This window comes from Nodosilinea sp. LEGE 07088 (assembly GCF_015207395.1).
GTDB lineage: Bacteria > Cyanobacteriota > Cyanobacteriia > Phormidesmidales > Phormidesmidaceae > Nodosilinea.
Genome location: NZ_JADEWX010000003.1, coordinates 105,121 through 127,029, shown reverse-complemented (window position 1 = coordinate 127,029; position 21,909 = coordinate 105,121). Strand labels below are relative to the sequence as shown.

General features: G+C 55.9%; 17 protein-coding genes and 1 tRNA gene. 5 read left to right on the top strand and 13 right to left on the bottom strand.

All coding sequences use genetic code 11. The annotated features are described in order from the left end of the window. Positions 1 to 3: 3 nt before the first annotated feature. The 6 genes from fusA to IQ254_RS01965 form a co-directional block, all read right to left on the bottom strand. Entirely contained in the window at positions 4 to 2,079 is a 2,076-nt protein-coding gene (gene fusA, locus IQ254_RS01990) for an elongation factor G (protein WP_193963801.1), read from the bottom strand. A gap of 123 nt (positions 2,080 to 2,202) precedes the next feature. Continuing rightward, complete coding sequence (gene rpsG / locus IQ254_RS01985) at positions 2,203 to 2,673, bottom strand: 30S ribosomal protein S7 (protein ID WP_026072929.1); 471 nt, start codon at positions 2,671 to 2,673, stop codon at positions 2,203 to 2,205. A gap of 226 nt (positions 2,674 to 2,899) precedes the next feature. Beyond that, positions 2,900 to 3,274 (bottom strand): 30S ribosomal protein S12, encoded by a 375-nt coding sequence (gene rpsL, locus IQ254_RS01980; protein ID WP_193963800.1) that lies wholly within the window; start codon positions 3,272 to 3,274, stop codon positions 2,900 to 2,902. Positions 3,275 to 3,391: 117 nt separating this feature from the next. Continuing rightward, positions 3,392 to 3,781 (bottom strand): iron-sulfur cluster assembly accessory protein, encoded by a 390-nt coding sequence (locus tag IQ254_RS01975; protein ID WP_193963799.1) that lies wholly within the window; start codon positions 3,779 to 3,781, stop codon positions 3,392 to 3,394. Between the two features lie 106 nt (positions 3,782 to 3,887). Then, on the bottom strand, positions 3,888 to 4,310 hold the full coding sequence (locus IQ254_RS01970) for a phosphomannose isomerase type II C-terminal cupin domain (protein ID WP_193963798.1): 423 nt from the start codon (positions 4,308 to 4,310) through the stop codon (positions 3,888 to 3,890). Between the two features lie 335 nt (positions 4,311 to 4,645). Beyond that, positions 4,646 to 6,460 (bottom strand): phosphodiester glycosidase family protein, encoded by a 1,815-nt coding sequence (locus IQ254_RS01965; protein WP_193963797.1) that lies wholly within the window; start codon positions 6,458 to 6,460, stop codon positions 4,646 to 4,648. 528 nt (positions 6,461 to 6,988) lie between these two features. Between IQ254_RS01965 and gltB the strand changes: the two genes are divergently transcribed. After that, positions 6,989 to 11,605 (top strand): glutamate synthase large subunit, encoded by a 4,617-nt coding sequence (gene gltB / locus IQ254_RS01960; protein ID WP_228039963.1) that lies wholly within the window; start codon positions 6,989 to 6,991, stop codon positions 11,603 to 11,605. Between the two features lie 332 nt (positions 11,606 to 11,937). Then, positions 11,938 to 12,120: a hypothetical protein gene (locus IQ254_RS01955; protein WP_193963793.1), complete on the top strand. Its 183-nt coding sequence runs from the start codon at positions 11,938 to 11,940 to the stop codon at positions 12,118 to 12,120. A 20-nt stretch (positions 12,121 to 12,140) separates the two neighbouring features. Here the strand turns inward: IQ254_RS01955 and IQ254_RS01950 are convergent, their stop codons facing one another. Next, positions 12,141 to 12,689, bottom strand: a complete 549-nt coding sequence (locus IQ254_RS01950) for an FAD-dependent oxidoreductase (protein ID WP_193963791.1) — start codon at positions 12,687 to 12,689, stop codon at positions 12,141 to 12,143. A gap of 3 nt (positions 12,690 to 12,692) precedes the next feature. Beyond that, on the bottom strand, positions 12,693 to 13,214 hold the full coding sequence (locus IQ254_RS01945; protein ID WP_193963783.1) for an FAD-dependent oxidoreductase: 522 nt from the start codon (positions 13,212 to 13,214) through the stop codon (positions 12,693 to 12,695). Positions 13,215 to 13,295: 81 nt separating this feature from the next. On the opposite strand from IQ254_RS01945, the gene IQ254_RS01940 reads away from it, so the two are divergent. From IQ254_RS01940 to IQ254_RS01930, 3 genes are all read left to right on the top strand, one after another. Beyond that, positions 13,296 to 14,147 carry a YaaW family protein gene (locus IQ254_RS01940; RefSeq protein ID WP_193963781.1) on the top strand — a complete coding sequence of 284 codons (852 nt, stop codon included), beginning with the start codon at positions 13,296 to 13,298 and terminating at the stop codon, positions 14,145 to 14,147. 52 nt (positions 14,148 to 14,199) lie between these two features. Next, on the top strand, positions 14,200 to 14,826 hold the full coding sequence (locus tag IQ254_RS01935) for a J domain-containing protein (RefSeq protein ID WP_193963779.1): 627 nt from the start codon (positions 14,200 to 14,202) through the stop codon (positions 14,824 to 14,826). 96 nt (positions 14,827 to 14,922) lie between these two features. After that, the gene (locus tag IQ254_RS01930) at positions 14,923 to 15,195 is read left to right on the top strand and encodes a DUF3143 domain-containing protein (protein ID WP_193963778.1); all 273 of its coding nucleotides are present in this window, start codon (positions 14,923 to 14,925) and stop codon (positions 15,193 to 15,195) included. A gap of 28 nt (positions 15,196 to 15,223) precedes the next feature. Here IQ254_RS01930 and IQ254_RS01925 read toward each other — a convergent pair. The 5 genes from IQ254_RS01925 to dapA all read right to left on the bottom strand — a co-directional run bounded on the left by IQ254_RS01925 (position 15,224) and on the right by dapA (position 21,908). After that, positions 15,224 to 15,305: transfer RNA gene (locus IQ254_RS01925), tRNA-Leu, on the bottom strand. 84 nt (positions 15,306 to 15,389) lie between these two features. Next, positions 15,390 to 15,977: a ribonuclease HII gene (locus IQ254_RS01920; RefSeq protein WP_193963776.1), complete on the bottom strand. Its 588-nt coding sequence runs from the start codon at positions 15,975 to 15,977 to the stop codon at positions 15,390 to 15,392. 20 nt (positions 15,978 to 15,997) lie between these two features. After that, a complete protein-coding gene (locus IQ254_RS01915; RefSeq protein ID WP_193963774.1) occupies positions 15,998 to 18,109 on the bottom strand; it encodes an Rne/Rng family ribonuclease in 2,112 nt (703 codons plus the stop codon). 584 nt (positions 18,110 to 18,693) lie between these two features. Beyond that, positions 18,694 to 20,577, bottom strand: coding sequence for a ribonuclease J (locus IQ254_RS01910; protein ID WP_193963772.1), 1,884 nt, complete (start codon positions 20,575 to 20,577; stop codon positions 18,694 to 18,696). 425 nt (positions 20,578 to 21,002) lie between these two features. Then, a complete protein-coding gene (gene dapA, locus IQ254_RS01905; RefSeq protein WP_193963765.1) occupies positions 21,003 to 21,908 on the bottom strand; it encodes a 4-hydroxy-tetrahydrodipicolinate synthase in 906 nt (301 codons plus the stop codon). Between the last annotated feature and the right edge of the window lies 1 nt (position 21,909).

The following is a 21,909-nucleotide window of genomic DNA, read 5'->3' as shown; positions in this document are numbered from 1 at the left end:
TTTCTAAGCGTTCCCAGTGTTTTTAGAGATAATGGCCTCAGCCACGTTTCGCGGAACCTCGCCATAGTGGCTAAACTCCATCGAAAAAATGCCCCGACCCTGCGTTTTAGAGCGTATGTCGGTAGCATAACCAAACATCTCGGCCAATGGAACATGGGCTGTAACCTTTGCAACGCCAGCCTCTGTTCCCATACCCTCGATCTGGCCCCGGCGGGAGTTTAGATCTCCCATGACGTCACCCAGAAAATCTTCTGGAACTTCAACCTCGACCTTCATGATCGGCTCTAGAAGGACGGGAGACGCCTGCATGACGGCCTCCTTCATAGCCATTGACCCAGCAATTTTAAAGGCCATCTCTGATGAGTCTACATCGTGATAAGACCCATCGACCAGAGTAACCTTTAAATCAATTACGGGGTACCCAGCTAGGATACCAGATTCACAGGCTTCTTTCATGCCCTGTTCCGCAGGAGAGATATATTCTTTTGGAATGGTGCCCCCTACAATCTTAGAGGCAAACTCGAAGCCAGTGCCTTCTTCAGAGGGCTCCACCTTAACGACCACATGGCCATACTGACCCTTGCCACCGCTCTGACGAATGAATTTGCCCTCAGCCGTAGTGGGTTTGCGGATAGTCTCTCGATACGCCACCTGAGGCGCACCGATATTGGCTTCTACCTTGAATTCGCGCAGCATACGATCAACCAGAATGTCGAGGTGAAGCTCGCCCATGCCTGCAATCACCGTTTGATTGGTTTCGGGATTGGTGCTGACTCGAAAGGTTGGGTCTTCCTCAGAGAGCGACTGGAGAGCCTTAGACAACTTATCCATGTCTTGCTTGGTCTTAGGCTCTACGGCCACCGAAATCACGGGCTCAGGCACAAACAGCGATTCCAGCACAATGGGCTGCGCTGGGTCACAGATAGTATCGCCAGTAAAGGTATCTTTGAGACCGATCGCTGCGCCCAAGTCACCGGCCCTCAGTTCATCAACATCAATGCGATCGTCAGCCTTAAGAATAATCAGCCGAGAAATACGCTCCTTTTTGTCCTTAGTAGCGTTGTAGATATAGCTACCTTTTTGCAAAACCCCAGAGTAAACCCGCACGAAGGTCAGCCGACCGTAGGGATCGGCCATAATCTTAAAGGCCAAAGCCGCCAAGGGGATATCGTCGTCGGCCGGGCGCTCAGCCTGTTCACCATTGGGCAGCAGTCCTTGAATGGGGGGCACGTCGATGGGCGCTGGCAGATAATCGACGACCGCATCGATCAGCAGCTGAACCCCACGATTTTTGAACGCTGACCCACACAACACTGGGACGACTGTTCCAGCGATTGTTCCCTGTCGCAGGGCTGCCATGATTTCGGCCGCAGTTAGCGGCTCACCTTCTAGATATTTCTCAATTAGGCCCTCATCGACCTCGGCCACAGCTTCTTCCAGCTGAGCGCGGTACTCTGTTGCGATCGCCAGCATATCTTCCGGGATCTCAATGTCTTCTACGTTTTGGCCCAGGTCGTCGTGGTAGAGCCGGGCTCGCATAGAAACCAAGTCAACGACACCATAAAATTCTGATTCGGCACCAATTGGTAGCTGAATGGGCACAGCATTAGCGCCTAAACGATCGCGCAACTGACTGCAAACTTTAAAGAAATCGGCTCCGGTGCGATCCATCTTGTTGACGAAGGCAATGCGAGGCACCCGGTAGCGATTGGCCTGGCGCCACACCGTTTCTGACTGGGGTTGTACACCTCCCACCGAGTCAAATACAGCGATTACCCCATCCAAGACGCGCATGGAGCGTTCGACCTCAATGGTGAAGTCAACGTGGCCAGGGGTGTCAAGAATATTGATCTGGTGGTCACGCCAGGTCGTACTGATAGCCGCCGCAGTAATCGTGATGCCACGCTCCCGCTCCTGTTCCATCCAGTCGGTAACAGCAGTACCTTCGTGTACCTCACCAATCTTGTGCACCATACCCGAGTAAAACAGGATGCGCTCTGTGGTGGTGGTTTTGCCCGCATCGATATGCGCTGCAATGCCAATATTTCTAACCCTTTCTAGGGGCGTTGTCCGTACCACAGCTACCTCCCTATTACTATACGGCCAGCCGCTTCGGCAACCCTAACCAAGCTCATCCTAGGAAGCAGAAACCGCGATCGCCAAGGAACCGCAGAAGTCCTGAAGCCACCATTGGCGACCGTACTAGTATCGATAGTGAGCAAAAGCCTTGTTTGCTTCAGCCATCCGGTGGGTCTCTTCTCGCTTACGGACTGCCCCACCCGTTTCATTGGCTGCATCCATAAGCTCATTGGCCAGCCTAATGGCCATCGACTTACCAGGACGCTGGCGAGCAAACTGGGTCAGCCAGCGCAGGGCCAAGGCCACACTGCGCTCTGAACGTACTTCCATCGGTACCTGGTAGGTAGCGCCACCTACGCGCCGGGCCTTGACCTCTACCAGAGGCGATGCATTGCGTACGGCCCGCTCAAATACGTCCAGGGGATCGCCACCGCTGCGCTCCTTGATAATGCCAAAAGAATTATAAATAATCTTGTCAGCCAGAGACTTCTTGCCGCTGGTCATCAGACGTCGGCTCATCATAGTGATAAGTCGGCTGTTATAGACAGAATCCGGTGGGATAGGACGCTTCTGGATAACGGTGCGGCGAGACATGATTCAAGTTCCAGTGGATTAACGGCTAACAATTTAGACAAACAATGTAGCTCAAGAGGCCTTTAACAGGCCCAGGGAAGTCAATAAATCATCACCAATCAAAACCAACTTTCAGATTGCCCTCTGAATCGCCCAACCCAAAGTGTATATTCACTTCTTCTTTAGCAGGCGATAGCGCAATCAGACTGGCTAGATTAACAATTTACCTGAGTCCTCGACCTCAAGCTTATCCCTTAGGACGCTTTGCGCCATACTTAGAGCGCCCTTGGCGACGGTCTTTAACTCCGGCGGTGTCAAGGGTGCCACGAATGATGTGATATCGAACACCAGGCAAATCCTTTACCCGACCGCCACGAATCATAACCACGGAGTGCTCTTGCAGATTGTGGCCAATACCTGGGATGTAGGCAGTTACCTCAAAGCCAGAGGTCAGTCGAACCCGTGCCACCTTCCTCAGGGCCGAGTTGGGCTTCTTGGGGGTCGTCGTGTAAACACGAGTACAAACGCCGCGACGCTGAGGACAGCTCTTCAGGGCGGGAGACTTGGTTTTCTTCTCGGTTTTCTGACGCTCACTCCGGATGAGTTGCTGAATCGTGGGCATAGGTGCTTCTGCTGCTAGGGCGGATATCAGATAAAATCAAGTCTTCACAAGATCTAACTCTAGCACTTTGGCGAAGCTTTGGTCAAACAAACTATCATGGGCTAGCAGGCGCCGACCCTAGCTTACTGACAGGCTTGGGTTTGTGCAGTCTTGGGATACTGAGGTATCAGCGCTGAGAGCAAAGGCATTACCACAGCCACAGGTGCGCTGAGCCAAGGGATTGATAAAGCGAAACCCACCACCCATGAGATCTTCGGCATAATCAATGATGAGATCTTTAACCAGATCTAGCTGGGCTGTCGGGATGCCTAGATGAAGATTGTCACAATTGATAACGGTTAGGGGCTGCTGAGAGGTTGGCTTAGCCGTGAGGCAATAGGTCCAATCGGCACAGCCGCCTGGCTCAAGGGTGAGATAAATCTGGGCAAGGTGCCATTCTTGCTCGTCAGGGTATTGATGCAGCAATCGCTTTATTTCTTGGCTAGCGGCAGCGCGAATCTGAACCATCAGCTTAGAGGCAGAACTATTAAAACGGTGGTAGTGCTGAGCTTAGCACTACCACCGCTTATATTCCCTGGGGCGTGAGATTAACAGTACTATCAGGGGTAACCGTCTAAATGGTCTCAACCCGGGAATAGTCGTCTTGGAAGCGAACAATATCGTCTTCGCCGAGATACTCACCGTTTTGCACCTCAATCAGCACGAGGGGAATAACGCCGATATTCTCTAGGCGATGCTGGGTGCAGGGGGGAACGTAGGTGGACTGATTAGTGGACAGAAGGATTTCGTTGCCGCCACAAACCACCTTGGCGGTACCAGACACGACAATCCAGTGCTCACTGCGATGGTGGTGTAATTGCAGACTAAGGCGGTGTCCAGGCTTCACCTCAATACGCTTGATTTTGTAGCCCCGGCCCTCTTCGAGCACAGTATAGGAACCCCAGGGGCGAAGACCGGTTTCAGCAGTTTCTTGACCGTTGCTGGTGGCTAGTGCCAGCGCAGCAGATTGAATGGAATCTTGTAGTTTTGTTGGCATAGCAAAAATTCTCCTAGAACCTAACGTTGAAGACTGCGCTGGGCTAATAAGACATCTAGATAGCTGGACTTTTACCCTGCCCACTATGGTGAGACCCTGTAAATAGCCAGAAAGTTTCGTGAACCCAGGGAGTTGGGTCAAGTTTTCAGCCAATAGTCTAGCAAGCGGTAGCGGTGAGGCAGGGGAATGTGAGGATGAACGACGGCAATTACACCAATTCTTTACACCCAGCTTTATCTTTGCTGGCATCGAAAACTTGACGCTAAAACGCAGCGACCAGGGTACTTGGGGCTATGGGTGAAGGTAGGGGTGCAGTCCAAACTCCGTAGTCAACGCTATGGCAGAAATAACCCGATGCCGTTGTTGACTCTGGCTGCTGTACGAGGCGAGCGATTAATTAGGCGTCCCCCTAAGTAGAGGCTGGCTGAGCTGCCGCCATCTAGATTAAGGGCGTCGGTGCTACCGAGCTGGAGCATGATTTGAGCCATCTGGGCCAGGGTAGGCCCTGGGCCTAGGGGACTGTGATGGGCGGCGACTAGCAGCATATCGCCATCGGCCGTCAGACCAATAGCGCTGCGCGGGGCCGCTTGAGTGGCAAAGGCGGTGCTGAATTGCTCTAGCGGGGCATCTAGGACTATGGCGCGATCGCGAATTAATAATGGCCCCCCGCCAATTAGGTTAGGGAAAGCGGCCATGGTAGCAGGCAGTAGATCACTGGCTAGGGCTACAGACTCTCCGGGCGGTAGAGCCCGGGCAGCTGTGTTGTAGGAGCGGAGGGCTAACAGGTAGCCCTCCTCTGGAATGATCACGCCCCCTGCCCCAACGGTATCTGCTGTCTGCTGAGTGATGATCACGTCATTGCGCACGGTGATGATGGTTTCACCACCAGTAATCGGCTGGTAAGTGCGCCCCCAGGCATTTGTATACAACCCCATGCCCGCCTGCACATAACCACTGTTAATAGCCTGAATTGGGAAGCTCTGCCCTGTAGACGTGGTAATGGCCTGTTTCAGAAACAGACGCTCCATCCGCACCTGCCCCTGGTCGTTCCAGCCCACGACGCCGCGACTTAGAATCGGGCCTGAGAGCCAGGTATTGTTAGCGCGCACTGCGCCCAGGGGGTACTGATTGTTGCGGTTAAAGAAACCAGCGTTGATAGCGGCGGTAGCCTGCCAGCGTTGCGCCAGGGTGCTAAGCGGCGCTGTGCCAACGACAGTGGTGGGGTCTGGCCAGATGGGTCGCAAGCGGGCTGGGCCGGGGGTGATTTGCAGCCAGTAAACGGGAAATGGTTGTCCGGCGACGGAGATATATCGCTGCTGCCAGTGGACTCCCGGAGCCCAAGCAATACTGTGGGGCTGCAGATTGTCGGCACGGATATCGATGATAATTTGGCTGGGGTTAGCTCGGGTAACGAGACTCGGGCGATGACTAGTGCTGGCCTGGAGACGGGTACCGCCGCCTTCAGGCGTGAGGGTAAGTGCCCCCAGGGCGGGGCCGGGCGGGGCGGCGATCGCCGCTGCCATGATCGCTGCATCGACGGTAGCACCAAAGGTGAGGGTGAGCGCATCGGCATTGTCACCTAGGGCTACAGGGCTCGGGCCAGATAGCTCGATCGTCAGGCGCTCTCCGCCGTGCTGGGGATCTCGGCGGAAGGCCAGCACCCGGGCTGGCGGCGTGGTAATTTGCAGGGTGCCACCTTGGGGCTGTACCTGCCAGCCATAGCGCTCCCTGAGGGGGGAGATGTCGAGGAACCGATAGCCATCTCGAACCCAAGCGGCCAACTCTAGGGCGGCCCCTGATTCGGGAAACCACTGGATAGGTTGCCGACTAGGCTGAGTGTTGCTCAGCAGCGTAGCGCCTAGATAATCGGTGACGCCGTAATCAGCCAGGCCGATCTGGCCATTGGTAATGCTCCAGGGGATGGCGACACGATCGCCGTTGAGGGTGACGGTTTGCCCCTGGGCCTCGGGGTCTGGGGTCTGGGCATTGGCGATCGCAACGGCGGTAGGCAACAGTCTTGGTTCCGTTGTGATGGCCACAGGTAGTGCGATCGCACCGACCAGCCCCATGCTCAGCCAGCCGACAGTTCTCCATCGGCAGCCTAAGCCTAGATGGAGCGATGAGAGAGCGGTGGCCAACAGGCTAACCATAGAAAAAATTGCGTTAGAGAATTGTAAGTTTTACGATCTAGAGGAGCACCAGCCCGGTCGATAGACAAGCCATCTGCCGATGATTCTGAAACAATAGCTACCGCTACTGTCGCTTAATTCTAAGAAGCTGTGACTAAATGCTGAGCTGAAGGTTTGTAAACTCCTGATAAAGTCGATTAAATTACTGATACTGCTCACCAAGTACCAATGCTGAACAGCAGGGGAAATTAAAGCTCGGGCACTACGTCTGCAGCCTGCACCGTATCTTCTAGCTTCACCCCTGACTCCAGCGTCTGAATCTGAATCTAAATCAGATTTCTGTTAGGCATTTGCCCACGATAAGTGCCAGCAGCTGTGCCCTCGGCCCCAGACGGCACAGCTGCTGGGCGAGTGCTTCCAGACTGCTCAATATCTTTTCTGACCGCTACTCCGTTGTTTTGCTCTTCCCTGGGACGTACACCTGTGAATCCATCCTATCAACCTCAGCAGCCTACCCGTTCTCAATGGCCAAATTGGGGGCCAGCATCGCTGGTTGAAGAACGCGATGCCTGCGGTGTAGGTTTCTTGGCCGATCGTCAGAATCGCCCTAGCCATGCTCTGGTAATCAAGGCACTAGCGGCACTCGACTGTATGGAACACCGGGGTGGTCGCTGTGCTGACCAAGACTCAGGCGATGGGGCCGGGGTGATGACAGCGATTCCGTGGATGATTTTAACCCGCTGGGCCCAAGAGCAAGGACTGGCACCGCTACAGTCTGACCGCACTGGTGTGGTGATGATCTTTTTGCCTAACCATGACGAGGCGGCAGCGTTTGTACGTAACGCTTTCCAGCAAGTCGTCGAGAGCGAAGGGTTGGCACTCTTGGGCTGGCGGCCCGTGCCCGTACAGCCAGACGTACTCGGCCCGTTGGCAAAGCAGTATCAGCCCCGCATTGAGCAGCTGATGGTTGCGTCAACCACCGAAACCAACGAAGACCTAGAACGGCGTCTGTACCTCATGCGTCGTCGGGTGATGCACTGGGTAGCAAACGCCACCAGTGAGCCCGGCTATCTAACGGCAGCGATGGTAGCGGGCCTACAAGAGTTCTATGTCTGCTCCTGCTCGTGCCACACCATTGTTTATAAAGGGATGGTGCGTTCGGCCGTTTTGGCAGCCTTCTATAGTGATCTGCGCGATCCTGACTACGTCAGCTCTTTCGTGGTGTATCACCGCCGCTTTAGCACCAACACCATGCCAAAGTGGCCTCTGGCTCACCCCATGCGGCTGCTGGGTCACAATGGCGAAATCAATACCCTAGTCGGCAATATCAACTGGATGGTGGCCCGCCAGGCCGATCTATGTCACCCGCTCTGGGGCGATCGCTTTGACTTGCTCAAGCCCATTGTCAATGCCGAAAACAGCGACTCAGCTAACCTCGACAATGTCATGGAGCTGCTAGTGCGATCGGGTCGGTCGCCCCAAGAGGCCCTGATGATGATGGTGCCCGAGGCCTACAACAACCAGCCCGAGCTAGATTCCTATCCCGAAATCACCGACTTCTACGAATACTACGGCGGCCTTCAAGAGCCCTGGGATGGCCCCGCCTTGATTGTCTTTAGCGACGGCACCCAGGTAGGGGCAACGCTCGATCGCAACGGTCTACGCCCGGCCCGCTATGTGGTCACCAAAGACGATCTATTAATGGTGTCGTCTGAAGCCGGCGTCTTAGCGGTTGCGCCTGAAGATGTGGTCGAAAAAGGTCGGCTTGGGCCTGGCCAAATGATTGTTGTAGATTTGCACAGTCAGGAAATTTTGAAGAACTGGGCGATCAAACAGCGCGTGGCTACTCGCCATCCCTACGGCCAGTGGCTAAAAGCTAACCGGGCTGACGTACAGCCCCAATTGTTTAGCGAAAGCTCTGTTTTTGAGCCCCAGGCTCTGCTGCGCCAGCAGAGCGCCTTTGGCTACACCGCCGAAGATCTGGACATGATCATTCAGGATATGGCCGCCCAGGGGAAGGAACCCACCTTCTGTATGGGAGACGACACTCCCCACGCGGTGCTATCTGACAAACCCCACCTGCTCTACGACTACTTTAAGCAGCGCTTCGCCCAGGTGACAAACCCAGCCATTGACCCCTTGCGAGAGCGGTTGGTCATGTCCCTAACGACCCAGTTGGGGGCCCAGGGCAACTTGCTCAACGAGCAGCCTGAGTACGCTCGACTCCTGCATCTCGAAAGCCCGATGATCAATGAAGTGGAGCTGGAGCAAATCCACAGGTCGGGGTTTGCAACGGCTACCGTCTCGACGCTGTATGCCATCACCGATGGGCCTAAAAGTTTAGAGCAGGCGGTGGTAGCCCTCTGCGATCGCGCCGATGAAGCGGTCAAGGCGGGCAGTGTCGTTTTGGTGCTGAGCGATCGCGTCGATGACCAGGGACATCCTGCTCCGCTGGGGGCCGAAACCAGCTATATCCCGCCGCTGCTGGCGGTGGGGGCCGTGCACCACCACCTGATACGCAACGGGCTGCGCATGCACACCTCGCTCGTGGTCGATACGGCTCAGTGCTGGAGCACCCACCACTTTGCCTGCCTGATTGGCTACGGCGCCAGCGCTATCTGCCCCTACCTGGCCCTGGAGTCAGTCCGCCACTGGTGGCACGATAGCCGCACCCAAAAACTGATGGCAACAGGCAAGCTGCCGGTATCTACCCTCAACGGTGCCCAAGACAACTACCGCAAGGCCGTTGAAGCAGGTCTGCTCAAGATTCTCTCGAAGATGGGCATCTCCCTGATCACTAGCTATAGAGGAGCACAGATCTTTGAAGCCATCGGCATTGGTCCTGACCTGCTCGATCTAGCTTTCCGGGGGACAACATCGCGTCTGGGGGGGCTATCGCTGGTTGACCTGGCCCAGGAAACCATTCGTTTTCATCAGCGGGCATTCCCTGAGCTCACCGCGAAGCGGCTACAAAACATGGGCTTTATTCAGTCGCGGCCCAGCGGCGAATACCACATGAATAACCCGGCCATGAGTAAGCTGCTGCACAAAGCCGTAGCCGAGCGCCAGTACGACCACTACGAGCTGTATAAGACCCAGCTTGAAAATCGCCCCATTACCGCCCTCCGAGATTTGCTCGATTTTGAGAGCGATCGCCAGCCCATTCCCGTTGACCAGGTGGAATCAGTAGAAACCATCATGCGCCGCTTTTGCACTGGGGGCATGTCCCTCGGAGCCTTGTCGCGGGAGGCCCATGAGGTGCTGGCCGTGGCCATGAATCGGATCGGTGGCAAATCGAACTCTGGGGAAGGGGGCGAAGACCCCGTGCGCTTTAAGGTGCTCTCAGATGTAGATGCTGACGGCAATTCTCCTACCTTCCCCCATCTGCGGGGCTTAAAAAACGGGGACACCGCTAGCTCAGCCATTAAACAAGTGGCCTCTGGGCGCTTTGGGGTTACCCCCGAGTATCTGATGCATGCCAACCAAATCGAAATCAAGCTGGCCCAGGGGGCTAAACCCGGTGAGGGAGGGCAACTGCCGGGCAAGAAAGTCAGCCCCTACATCGCCATGCTGCGACGCTCGAAGCCAGGGGTTTCGCTGATTTCACCCCCCCCCCACCACGACATCTATTCCATTGAGGATCTGGCCCAGCTGATTTTTGACCTGCACCAGATCAACCCCAAGGCAGGCGTATCGGTAAAGCTGGTGTCAGAGGTGGGCATTGGCACCATCGCTGCCGGGGTCGCTAAGGCCAATGCCGACGTGATTCAGGTATCGGGCCACGACGGTGGCACCGGGGCATCGCCCTTGAGCTCGATCAAGCACGCGGGGGTGCCCTGGGAACTCGGCCTGACCGAAGTTCACAAGGTACTGATGGAAAATCAGCTGCGCGATCGCGTCACGCTGCGGGTTGACGGCGGCCTCAAAACTGGCTGGGATGTGGTCATGGGGGCCCTAATGGGGGCCGAAGAGTTTGGCTTTGGCTCTATCGCCATGATTGCCGAGGGCTGCATTATGGCCCGGGTCTGCCACACCAACAACTGCCCCGTGGGCGTGGCTACCCAAAAAGAAGAGCTGCGCCAGCGGTTTACCGGCCTGCCCGAGCACGTGGTTAACTTCTTCTATTATATTGCTGACGAGGTGCGATCGCTGCTGGCGCGCCTGGGCTACACCTCGCTGATCGACATCGTCGGTCGGGCAGACTTGCTCCAGCCGCGCACCGGGGTATCTCTGGCTAAAACCCAGGGATTGGATCTAACCACCCTGATGAACCTGCCCGATGGCCGACGCGATCGCAGCTGGCTGCAACACGAAGCCGTCCACAGCAATGGCCCTGTGCTCGATGACGAAATGCTGGCCGATGCCGACATTCAGCACGCCATTGCGACCCAGGGCACCGTTACCAAGACCTACCCCGTCGTCAATACTGACCGCACCGTTGGGGCCAGGGTCGCCGGGGCGATCGCCGAAAAGTACGGCAACGCCGGCTTTGAAGGCCAGCTCAACCTCACCTTTGCAGGCAGCGCTGGCCAGAGCTTTGGGGCCTTTAACCTAGCCGGCATGACGCTGACGTTGGTAGGCGAGTCTAACGACTATGTCGGCAAAGGCATGCACGGCGGCGAAATCGTGGTTAAGCCGCCCCTGGGCATTACCTACGACCCGTCAACCAATGTGATCGTCGGCAACACCTGTCTCTACGGAGCCACCGGCGGCACCCTCTATGCCCTGGGTACTGCTGGCGAGCGTTTTGCCGTGCGCAACTCTAAGGGCCAAGCGGTAATCGAAGGTGCCGGAGACCACTGCTGCGAATATATGACCGGCGGCGTTGTGGTTGTGCTCGGCCCCGTAGGACGCAATGTGGGTGCCGGTATGACCGGTGGATTGGCCTACTTTTTGGATGAAAATGGCGGTTTCCCGGTGCGGGTCAACCCTGAAATCGTCAAAGTGCAGCGGGTGATTACCCCTGCCGGGGAAGTGCAGTTGAAGCGGTTAATTGAGGCTCACCTGGCCCACACTGGCAGCCCTAAGGCCAACGCCATTTTGGCTAACTGGAGCGAATATCTGCCCCGGTTTTGGCAGGTGGTACCTCCCTCCGAAGCCGAAGCCCCAGAGGCTAACCCTGACACCACCAGCGCAGAGAAGGTGCTGAGTTCCAGTCAATCATAGACACCAATGATGCGCCGACTATTCTAGCGAGCAAAGGACAGAGCATTGACCAACGACTGATGCTTTGCCTCCCATGACTGGCCCATGGATTGCCCTAGAGAATTGAAACCTGGGCCGGTATCGTCATGTGTTACAGTTGATCTCTGGTCATGGCATGTCGTGGGCAACACACGCCTATGCGGGCAGAGTGTTTGGCTGGGGTAATTCCTGCAATGGCTGCGACCAATGGACGGGCAGAGAATGCCTGCATTAGCCGCGGAAAACCTTCCCCTGCTTAAACCGCCATTTTTTAGTTTGTTGCTCACACCTGCCCTATTGTCTGAGGATATTGAATGTCTAAGCGTCGTAATCCAAAAAAAGAAAAAGCATTACGAAACCAAGCCTACGCTCGCAAGTTTCGCAAGAAGCGCTCCGGCAACCAGCGCTTCTTCCGCCGCAACAACACTGGCGCTACTGACGAAGAAAACACTGACGAGAAAGAGAGCAGCGACTACTCCAACAACAGTAGCTCCTAGTCTTGTACCAGTCGCTGTCGCTAGGGCAAGATTTGGGCCAGGGTAGCCGCCGCTCTATATCCCGACGCGATCGCACCTTCTACATTTCCGCCCTGGCACCAATCGCCGCAGCCGACTAAAGTGGGTAATTCTGGATGATGCAGCAGGGGTTGAGCCAGCGATTGGCTAACAAAGCCATAGCGCCATCGATGCACCTGCATCCAGGCGGGGTTGTTCAACCACGGTGCCAGGTTCTGGGCCGCTTTCATGAGCAGCTCTCGCCCTGTGGCCGCTGGCTCAGCGTGATCGATTACTTTAGATGCAAACGCTGCACTGCTATGGAGCACGACCACCGGCTCTTGAGGGTCGGTTCGTTTGCTGCTATCTAAGGCCACCCAGCGCAGTGGCGAGGATTCGGCGCCATCCACCATCCAGCCATTTTTTCCGGTCTGACCCGTTAAGAGGGTCGGTTGTATGGGGTCGTACCCTGCCATAACGGTCACCACAGCCTCAAATGTCACCGCTTGAAGCTGTTGCACCATAGCCTTGATCACATCATCCTGCTGCGCCGCTGTCTCCAGCAAAGCCACAGCCTAGGGCGCAGGGATGGCCAAAACGATTGCCTTGGCCTCCAGGGCTTGAGGCTCGGCCTGGTTATCTGAGGTGGTTCTCTCGCCTGTAATACGCCAGCCCCGAGCCCATGGGGTTAAAGCTGTAGCTCGCCAGGAACGCTGGATAGTTAGGTCTCCTGCCAAAGCTTTCGCTACTGAACTCATTCCCTCGGTTGCCCTATAGAGTGTCTTTGGATGTGCTGCCGTTAGCGCCCCCTCAGCCCCCAGGGTAAAGGCGTCGGGTTGCCAGAGCTGCAGCACACCCGCTGCTAACAGCTGGGCAATGGGGCTAAACGACTCATCGATAAAGGGGGTTAGATAGCGACAGCCATGGTCTATGACCGTAGAGCCCCGACGGCGGGCTGCCAGGCGCCCCCCCAGCCCCCGAGACTTATCGACCACCCGCACCCGATAGCCCCTTTGGTGTAATTGCCGAGCGGCCGTCAGCCCGCTGAGCCCGGCCCCAATCACCACGACATCTTCTACCACTGTTGCTCCCTGCATTTTGTCATGTAGTCGTTGCTCAACATCCTATCTTGGGGAATTGTGTAAAAATGTAAGACAGTTTTTAAGCGGTGACGCCTGGTGGATGAGCTACGGTCTGCCCTGGAGCTAGCAACAGACGAAGAACTTCAGGCGTTAACGGAGATTCTGTTTCGGCCTCGATTTAACCCGTTTGACTATTTGCAAAACGCTGATCTGCTGGTGGTGCAAAGCGGTAGTCGACAGCAGTGGCTAAATCGGCTGGAGCAACGTTTTCGATTTTTAGCGGCAGACGGGCTAACCGTTATTCATGGCCAGAGCCAGCGAGTCACCTATCGCCAAGCACTGATTCAGGTATGTCGGTACCTCAAGCTGCCCTATGCCACGGCCTGGTCTACCGAAGATTTAGAAGCTGAGGTGTTTTTGCATCTGTTGCGCAGCAACCTGAAGAAGCTGCCTAAGGTAGAGCGCGATCGCCTACAGCAATCTCTCACTCGGTCCTTAACGGATTTTGAGCAGTTTCAAGCCCTGCCCTTGTCCCTCCAGGCTAATCCTCTGGCACTGTTGGCTAAGGGCAGCACTGCTGTTGCGGTCAGCGCCATGGTGCGGCCCTGGCTGTTGCAGCAGATTACCCGACAAATGGCCTTTCAGGTGGCCCGTTATGAGGTGGCCCGGCAGGCTATGGTCAAAGGGGGCGGCACCGTTGTCGCTCAGATTCACCAGCGCTTTGCTCTGGGTATGGCCTCGCGAGGGGTAGCGGCCAGTGCGGCTCGCTATGGGGCCACTCGAGCCGTGTTTTCGGTGTTGGGGCCGGCTCTGTGGGGCTGGTTCTTAGCTGATTTGGGCTGGCGTGCCGTGGCCACTAACTACAGCCGCGTCATTCCGGTTGTGTTCACGCTGGCTCAGATTCGCCTGACTCGATCGACCGAAAGCTGGGAACTGGCCCTAAGCTAAAGACGGCTATCTACACCGTCCCTGTTGCCACTTGCGCTGTCCGTGAGATGCTATGTCTAACGCTTACTCCAGATCTAAAACCCATTATGACCAACTGGGCGTTAAGCCAACGGCGAGCCCCCAGCAGATTCGGCGTGCCTTTCGCGATCTGAGCAAGCTCTACCATCCCGACACCACCGAGTTGCCCGCTGCCGAAGCAACTGAAAGGTTTCAGCAACTGAATGAAGCCTACGCTATTCTCAGCAGCCCCGATCGCCGTTGGACCTATGACCAGCAGGTAGGCTACTCACGCATTTCAGTGATGCAGCCTTTAGAGGCTCTCAACCAGCAAGCGACTCCCCAGCGGCGCGAACCCGCTAACATGTATCTCGACCCTACCGATCGCCCCCTCTCCGCTGGAGAGATCTTTGCGTTATTTATCTTGGGGTTAACCTTTGTGGCTTGCTTGGCCTTAGTGGTTACGGTAGGGCTAACCCGAGGAGACTATGCGGCTGATCGAGAAATAGATGACTATGAAACCGTGACCCCAGTGGCTGGGTCTGCCCCAACCGATAGCCTCAGCCGATCGGGGGTAGAGACTGCTCCAGAGGGTCTTCCAGCAGCGGCCCCGCCATTGCCAGTAGCACCTACACCAGCAGCACCTACGCCTTCGCTACCATCGTCGCCAACCTGGCTCTAGACATCTGTTTCAGATGCTGAGGGGAGAACATACCCCCTTGCCGCGCCAGTTCTGCTACGGTATGCCGACACTCTATCTTGGACATGGATGATTCCTATGGCTCTGCCTTCAGCAACGACCCCCCTCTATAACCACCCTCTACCCGATATCGAAGCCTGGCTACGTCAGCAAGGCTGCACCCAAAATAGCGGAGAAATGCACTGCTGGCACACAATGCGCCCCGGCTGGGAAGCCGATATCGTCATGGAAACAGACTGTATTATGGTGCGCTACATCGGCGCTGGCGCCGACGGCAAGGACGTGCAGCGAGTGTTTAAATATTCCCTGAGTCGCCAAGACCTTGAAGAAGCCATTTTCTCAGGCCCCTAAAAAACATTCCGCTCAGGATTCAAAATGATGCGGATGAAAGGACTTGAACCTTCACGTCCGAAGACACTAGAACCTAAATCTAGCGCGTCTACCAATTCCGCCACATCCGCATTCAGTGCTATAGCATAGCAAACAACCGAGGCCTATGGGAATCTACGCTAGCCAATTCGCAGCGCTAGGGGCGAGCACTGGCTCTAACGACATCCCTTAAATGAGCGACGGTGCTGGGCAGTAGGGCCTAAGGTTTGTAGGGCCAATCGATGGGCAGCACTACCGTAGCCTTTATTACGGGCTAGATGGTAGCCGGGGTAACGGCGATCGAGACGTGCCATCAAGCGATCGCGCCATACCTTAGCCAAAATGCTGGCGGCAGCAATTTCAATATGCTTGCGATCGCCCTGCACGACTGTTCTCTGGGGCAAGGCTAGGTTAGGAATAGGCTGGTTACCATCCACCAAACATAGATCGGGCGGCTCAGACAACCGCCCTAATGCCCGTCGCATTGACAGCAGGCTGGCGTACAAAATGTTTAAGCGTTCGATATCGTGAACCGTAGCCAGCCCGAGAGCGTAGTCAATGGCCAGGGTTTGAATAGGGGTCACTAAACCCTCACGACGGCTCTCGCTGAGGCGCTTGCTGTCAGTCACGCCCAGATCCGCCAGCTGGTCGCAGCCTTGAGGAGACAAGACGACCGCCGCTGAAACGACAGGCCCAAATAGACATCCACGTCCGACTTCGTCTATGCCGGCAATTCTAGCTGCTGGAGCAGCGGTTAAACCCATGACTGGGGCCTCTCGCTGGCCTACTCGTCGCCGTCACCGGCAGAGGCGGAACGGCGACGGCGACGGCGACGGACAGTGCCAGCAGCCTCGGCATCGGCGATAGCTTCGACCGGGTCTGGGGCCTCAGTTGGGCTCGGCTCGGCTACGGGCTCTGGAGCAGCCTCAGGGACGGCAACATCAACATCTTTGGTCTTAGCGCCAGCTGAGCGAGTGCGCACAGTGCGACTCGAGGCGGCTTTAGGCGCAGGAACCTCGGGTTCAACAAGCGCTACTGCCGGAGTTTCTGCCGGAGTTTCCTCCAGTTCTGCCTCGGCTGCCCCTGCCGCCACAAGCGCTGGCGGAGCTTGCCCCGGCAGTACCACTGACACCGTTACATTGCGAGGATCGACCACCGTTTCGGTCGAGAGTACCGTGGGTGAGATGCCCATCATGGCGTAAATACGCTGCTCATCAGGGGTCATCTCAACGGTGATCACCTGAGGGGCGGCGGCGGGCTTACGCCCCCGAGACGTCTCGCCTTGCCCATCGCTCCGGCCTCCGGCTCGTCCCCGCCCCCGGGTAGCGGGCTTGTCGTCTTCGGTCTTGCTGGCGAGTACTGGTGCCGTAGACTCAGCGGGCTGCTCCCTGAACTCACCCGAGCTGGCCCCATTGTCTTTGACAACGGGTGGCTCTTTACCATTACTCCGACTGGGTAAGGGGTCTCGGCGACGACGACGACGATTGCCGCCGCGTCCCGATTTATCTTGATAGCTAGGGTGGTTGATCAGATCGAGCTCTTGCAAGTCAGCCCGACCGTCTAGGCTATCGCCATCCCCTAGGGCTGGTGCCAGTTGAGGGGTAGCGCTGCCGCCAGCAACCAGCGCCCGGGGGGTATCGCCACTATTCTCTCCAGCTGCATCACCGGGTAGATGCACCAAATGCCCCAGACCGCCACAGGTGGGGCAGGGGCGACCAAACAGTTCATAAATATTTTGACCCTGGCGCTTGCGGGTTAACTCCACTAAGCCCAGCTCAGACAGCTGCGAAATCTGAGGCCGCGCCTTGTCGGAGCGCAATGCCTTATTGAAGTGCTCGAGTACCTGTAGCTTGTCGCGCCGCGAATCCATATCGATGAAGTCAACCACGATGACCCCGGCAATATTGCGCAGGCGCAGCTGGCGGGCAATCTCGGCAGCGGCTTCACAGTTAGTCCACAGCACGGTCTCACGAGCGGTGGCCGAACGAGTGAAGGACCCAGAGTTGACGTCAATTACGGTCAACGCCTCTGTACGCTCGATAATAATGTAACCACCGGAGGGGAGATCGACCCTGGGCTTCAGGGCCTCACGAATAGCCGCATTGACTCGGAAATATTCGAGAATAGGGGTGCGATCGCGGTGGTGGTCAATCAGTACCCCGGCGGGCACCTGGCCATCGCTCCAGTTAGCTAGGTGCTGCTTCACCCGCTTCATGCCGGTGCTGGAGTCAGTTACAATCCGATTGACATCGGCGTTGTAAGCATCGCGCAACACCCGCTGAATAAAGTCATCGTCACGGTTCAGCAGTGCCGGGGGGCGCGTACCCATGGCCTGCTGTTGAATACTCTCCCACTGCTTTTGCAGAGTTTCTAAGTCCTCAATGATGGCGTTTTCGCTAATGCCTTCGGCCTCGGTACGCACCAGCAGCCCCATCCCCGCAGGCTTGATCAAAATAGCCAGGGCCCGCAGTCGATTGCGTTCGCTCTCGCTGCGAATGCGCCGCGACAAATTCACCCCACGGCCAGAGGGCATCAGCACCAGGTAGCGTCCTGGGAGACTAATATTGCCGGTTAGCCGTGGCCCTTTGTTGCCGGTGGGCTCCTTCATAATCTGCACCAGCACCTTCTGCTGGGGCACCACCAGCTCGGTGATGGAGCCAGCACTGCGTTTGAGCTTGAGGGGGCCCAGGTCAGTGACATGCATAAAGCCGTTGCGCTCACTGTCGCCAATGTTGACGAAGGCCGCATCTATACCAGGAAGCACGTTTTCTACCGTGCCTACATAAATGTCGCTCACCTGGTGGCTACCAGTAGCTACAATTAGCTCTTGAATCTGATCTTCAGAAAAAACCGCAGCGATCCGATTCTGCTCAGCAATAACAATCTGCTTCGGCATCCAAATTCCTCATACGACGCTCACCGGGGCGAATAAAATTTGCTTTTCCCGCCCTGAGTGGGTGATTTGGCCATTCACCTGCCACGTCAACACCGCCACCGGGCTACCGGAAAACTCATTTGCAAAGGCTGGGTAACAGTCCCGATTGCGAGAACGCAACGATTCTGTAATTCCTAAGGGCATGCACAGATAATCTGATTAGCTGGGTTGCTCTGGGAATTCTTGTTTGCACTGGATCTGATTTACGTTAGATCTGCTTGGGATGAACCGCACAAGCTAAACAAAAATTCTGATAGAAGCACTCAGCGCTCAGGGTGTGTAGCTGCTTAAGAGATTTGCTATGCGCCTTTGCTCAGGCACACTAGCTCCTGCTGACTGCATTATAGCGTCAAGCAGGAGCAGCGGCATTCAGCTGGCTACCTTTCTACCACAGGTATGCTGAAACTGCACTCCTAATGTTGCGTTCTGTTGCTTTAAGCTTCGCACTGGTCGGCAACGAACCATAGATCAAAGGGGCGATCGCAGTGCTAAATTTAGCACTGCGATCGCCCCTTTGATTGCGTCAACTCAACCGCGATCGGCTCTTAGGAAGCAGACGCTGCCGTAGCCCGAGTTCGAGTGCGGCGTTCGGGTACCGCTGCCTGGGGCTGAGGCTGGGATTTCGCCTTGGGCTTAGACTCAGCCTTGGGCTTAGACTCAACCTTGGGCTTAGACTCAACCTTGGGCTTGGGTTCTGCCTGGGCTTGGAGCTCGCCCGCGACCCCCTCACCCTGTAGCAGCACAATCAGCATCGGATCGCGCTTGTCGAGTTCGCGGCGCAGGAGGCGGCGCAGGTCTTGATCAAGGGCCGCCTTCAGAGCATCTAGATCGATGACTGACTGGCCCTTTTTACCACTGACCATTAGCTCAGCACCTTTATTGGCAAGTACCTGGGTGATGATTTGTTTCACCTGGCCCTGAAATCGCTCGGGAGCAATAGACTGGGCCACCCCGCGAATTTGCACAGTGGGGTCGGCCAAGAGCTTGCCATTGCTGCCTACGGTAGCCGCAATAGTCACCACACCGTCTTCAGCCAGCTGTTGCCGTTCTTTCAGCACATCACGGCCAACGACCCCGACCCGAGAGGCATCTACCAGCTCAATTCCTGACGGTACCTGGCCAGCGATGCGAATGCCCTTAGGATTGACCTCTACGATGTCGCCATTGTTGATAATCACCATGTGGTCGGCAGGTACTCCCATACTCTGCGCGGTTTGGGAGTGCTTCACCAGCATCCGATGCTCACCGTGCACAGGCAAGAAATACTTGGGTCGAGTCAAGGCCAACATCAGCTTCTGGTCTTCTTGGGCACCGTGGCCAGAAACGTGAATGCCCTTGTCCTTGCCGTAGACCACCGTGGCCCCGCGCATCATCAGTTTATCAATGGTGTTGACCACAGAAATGGTATTGCCGGGGATAGGGTTAGCGGAGAACACCACGGTGTCGCCACGCTTAACCTTGATCTGCCGATGGGAATCGTTGGCGATGCGGGTCAGGGCCGCCATCGGTTCACCCTGGGAACCGGTGGTCAAGATCAGCACGTTCTCATCGGCGGTGTGGCCGAGGGATTTGAGCGGCAAAAACAGGCTCTCAGGACATTTGATATAGCCCAGGTCGCGGGCATGGGCAATGACGTTGAGCATCGATCGGCCCACCACAAATACCTTACGGTTGTGTTTTTGGGCCAGTTCCAAAATCATATTGACCCGGTGCACCGACGACGAGAAGGTAGTGACAATTAGCCGTCCGTCGGCCTTGCCAAACTCGCGATCGAGGTTGGGAAAGACCGATCGCTCTGAAGGAGTGTGGCCGGGTACTTCAGAGTTAGTGGAGTCGCTGACCAAGCACAGCACGCCCTTCTCGCCAGCCTCTGCCAGCTTTTGAACGTCAAAGGTTTCGCCGTCAACGGGGGTGTGGTCAAACTTAAAGTCGCCAGTGTGAATCACGATGCCCACGGGGGTATGAATGATCACCGAACAACTATCGGCGATGGAGTGGGTATTGCGAATATATTCCACCAGGAATGAGTTGCCGACCCGCACCGTTTCGCGGGGGCGCACCGGCCGCAGTTCGGTGCGATCGCTCATGCCCGCCTCATCTAGCTTGCCCTCCAACAGGGCCATCGCCAAGCGAGGGCCATAGATCACGGGAATATCAAACTGCTTGAGGTGAAAGGCAATACCACCGATGTGGTCTTCGTGGCCATGGGTCACAATCATGCCCTTGATCTTGTGGCGGTTTTCCCGCAGGTAAGTCACATCGGGCAGCACAATATTGACCCCGTGCATGCCGTCAGTCGGAAAGGCTAGCCCTGCGTCGAGCAGCATAATCTCGTCGTTGATCTCAAACACGCAGGTATTCTTGCCGATCTCGTGCAGCCCCCCCAGCGGAATAATCTTCAGGGCATTATTGTCAGTTTTTGAAGTCATAAACAGTCTCGTCAGTAAACAATCGTTTGGAAACTTGAAAGTTGGAAAAGAAACAAACAGATAGCGCCTAACGCCAACCTATGGCCAGTATTCGGTAAGTGCAGGAGGGCTCAACAGGCCCACCAGCTGGCACAGAGATAGGCAGCACAGTTAAGGCCCTAGCCGTCGGTAGCAGCAGCAGCAAAAATTGAAACCCAAGTCAAGGTCACGGCATCGACAGAGCGAGCAGCGAGGGCCATAGACAATACAGATAGATCCATAGATAACGGTCACACAGGAATAAAGGATAAACGGGCTATTTAGTTGTCAGAAAACTAGGGGGCAGTTATCGGCCTGTCTTAAAAGATCCAGATCGAGGAATCCGGGGTTGTCAGTTCAGAACGCGGCGCTATGCTCTCTAGATCGCTGCTAGCCGCCTCAGCACCCTATACCCTTTGAGCTAAAACACCCTGATCAGAGAGTTTCTGAAGCACATCTGAAATAGCAAGACTAGTAGATTCATCGGGCATGCATAGAGGCGATCGCACAGCACCCACAGCCCACCCCTGCTGGGTTAACGCCACCTTGAGCGGAACCGGATTGGTAGCAACAAACAGCACCTTAAATAAAGGCAACAGCTGCAAATGTATCTCGGTGGCCAACCGGGTCTCTCCGGCTTCATAGGCCTGCACCATCTTTTGAATTTGAAGGCCAACCAGGTGGCTGGCAACACTAACCACCCCGCAGCCGCCGACGGCAAGCACTGGCAGCGTTAATGAATCATCTCCAGAATAAATACCAAACTCAGCGGGAGTATGGTATCGAATCTGACTGGCTTGGTCTAAACTTCCACTAGCCTCCTTAATAGCCACTATATTCGATATTTCTGCCAGACGGGCAATGGTATCTACCGCTAAAGCACAGCCTGTACGCCCTGGAATGTTGTAGAGCATAATCGGCAGGTCAGGCACCGCCGCTGCAATCTGGCTAAAGTGCTGATAAAGCCCCGCCTGGGAAGGCTTGTTGTAGTAGGGCACAACCTGTAAAGACCCATCTATTCCTAGGTCGTAAGCATGACGGGTCGCCTCAATTGCCTCTGACGTAGAATTAGAACCAGTACCAGCCAGCACCTTACCACGCCCAGCCACCGCCTCACGCACAGTCTTATAGAGCTGATACTCCTCCTCCCAGCTGAGCGTAGGCGACTCACCGGTAGTACCACACACCACCAAACCATCACTGCCATGGGTAATTAGATAGTCGGCTAGGCGCTCGGCCACAGCATAATCGACAGAGCCATCCTTAGAAAATGGCGTCACCATTGCCGTTAACACTTTGCCAAAATATGTCACC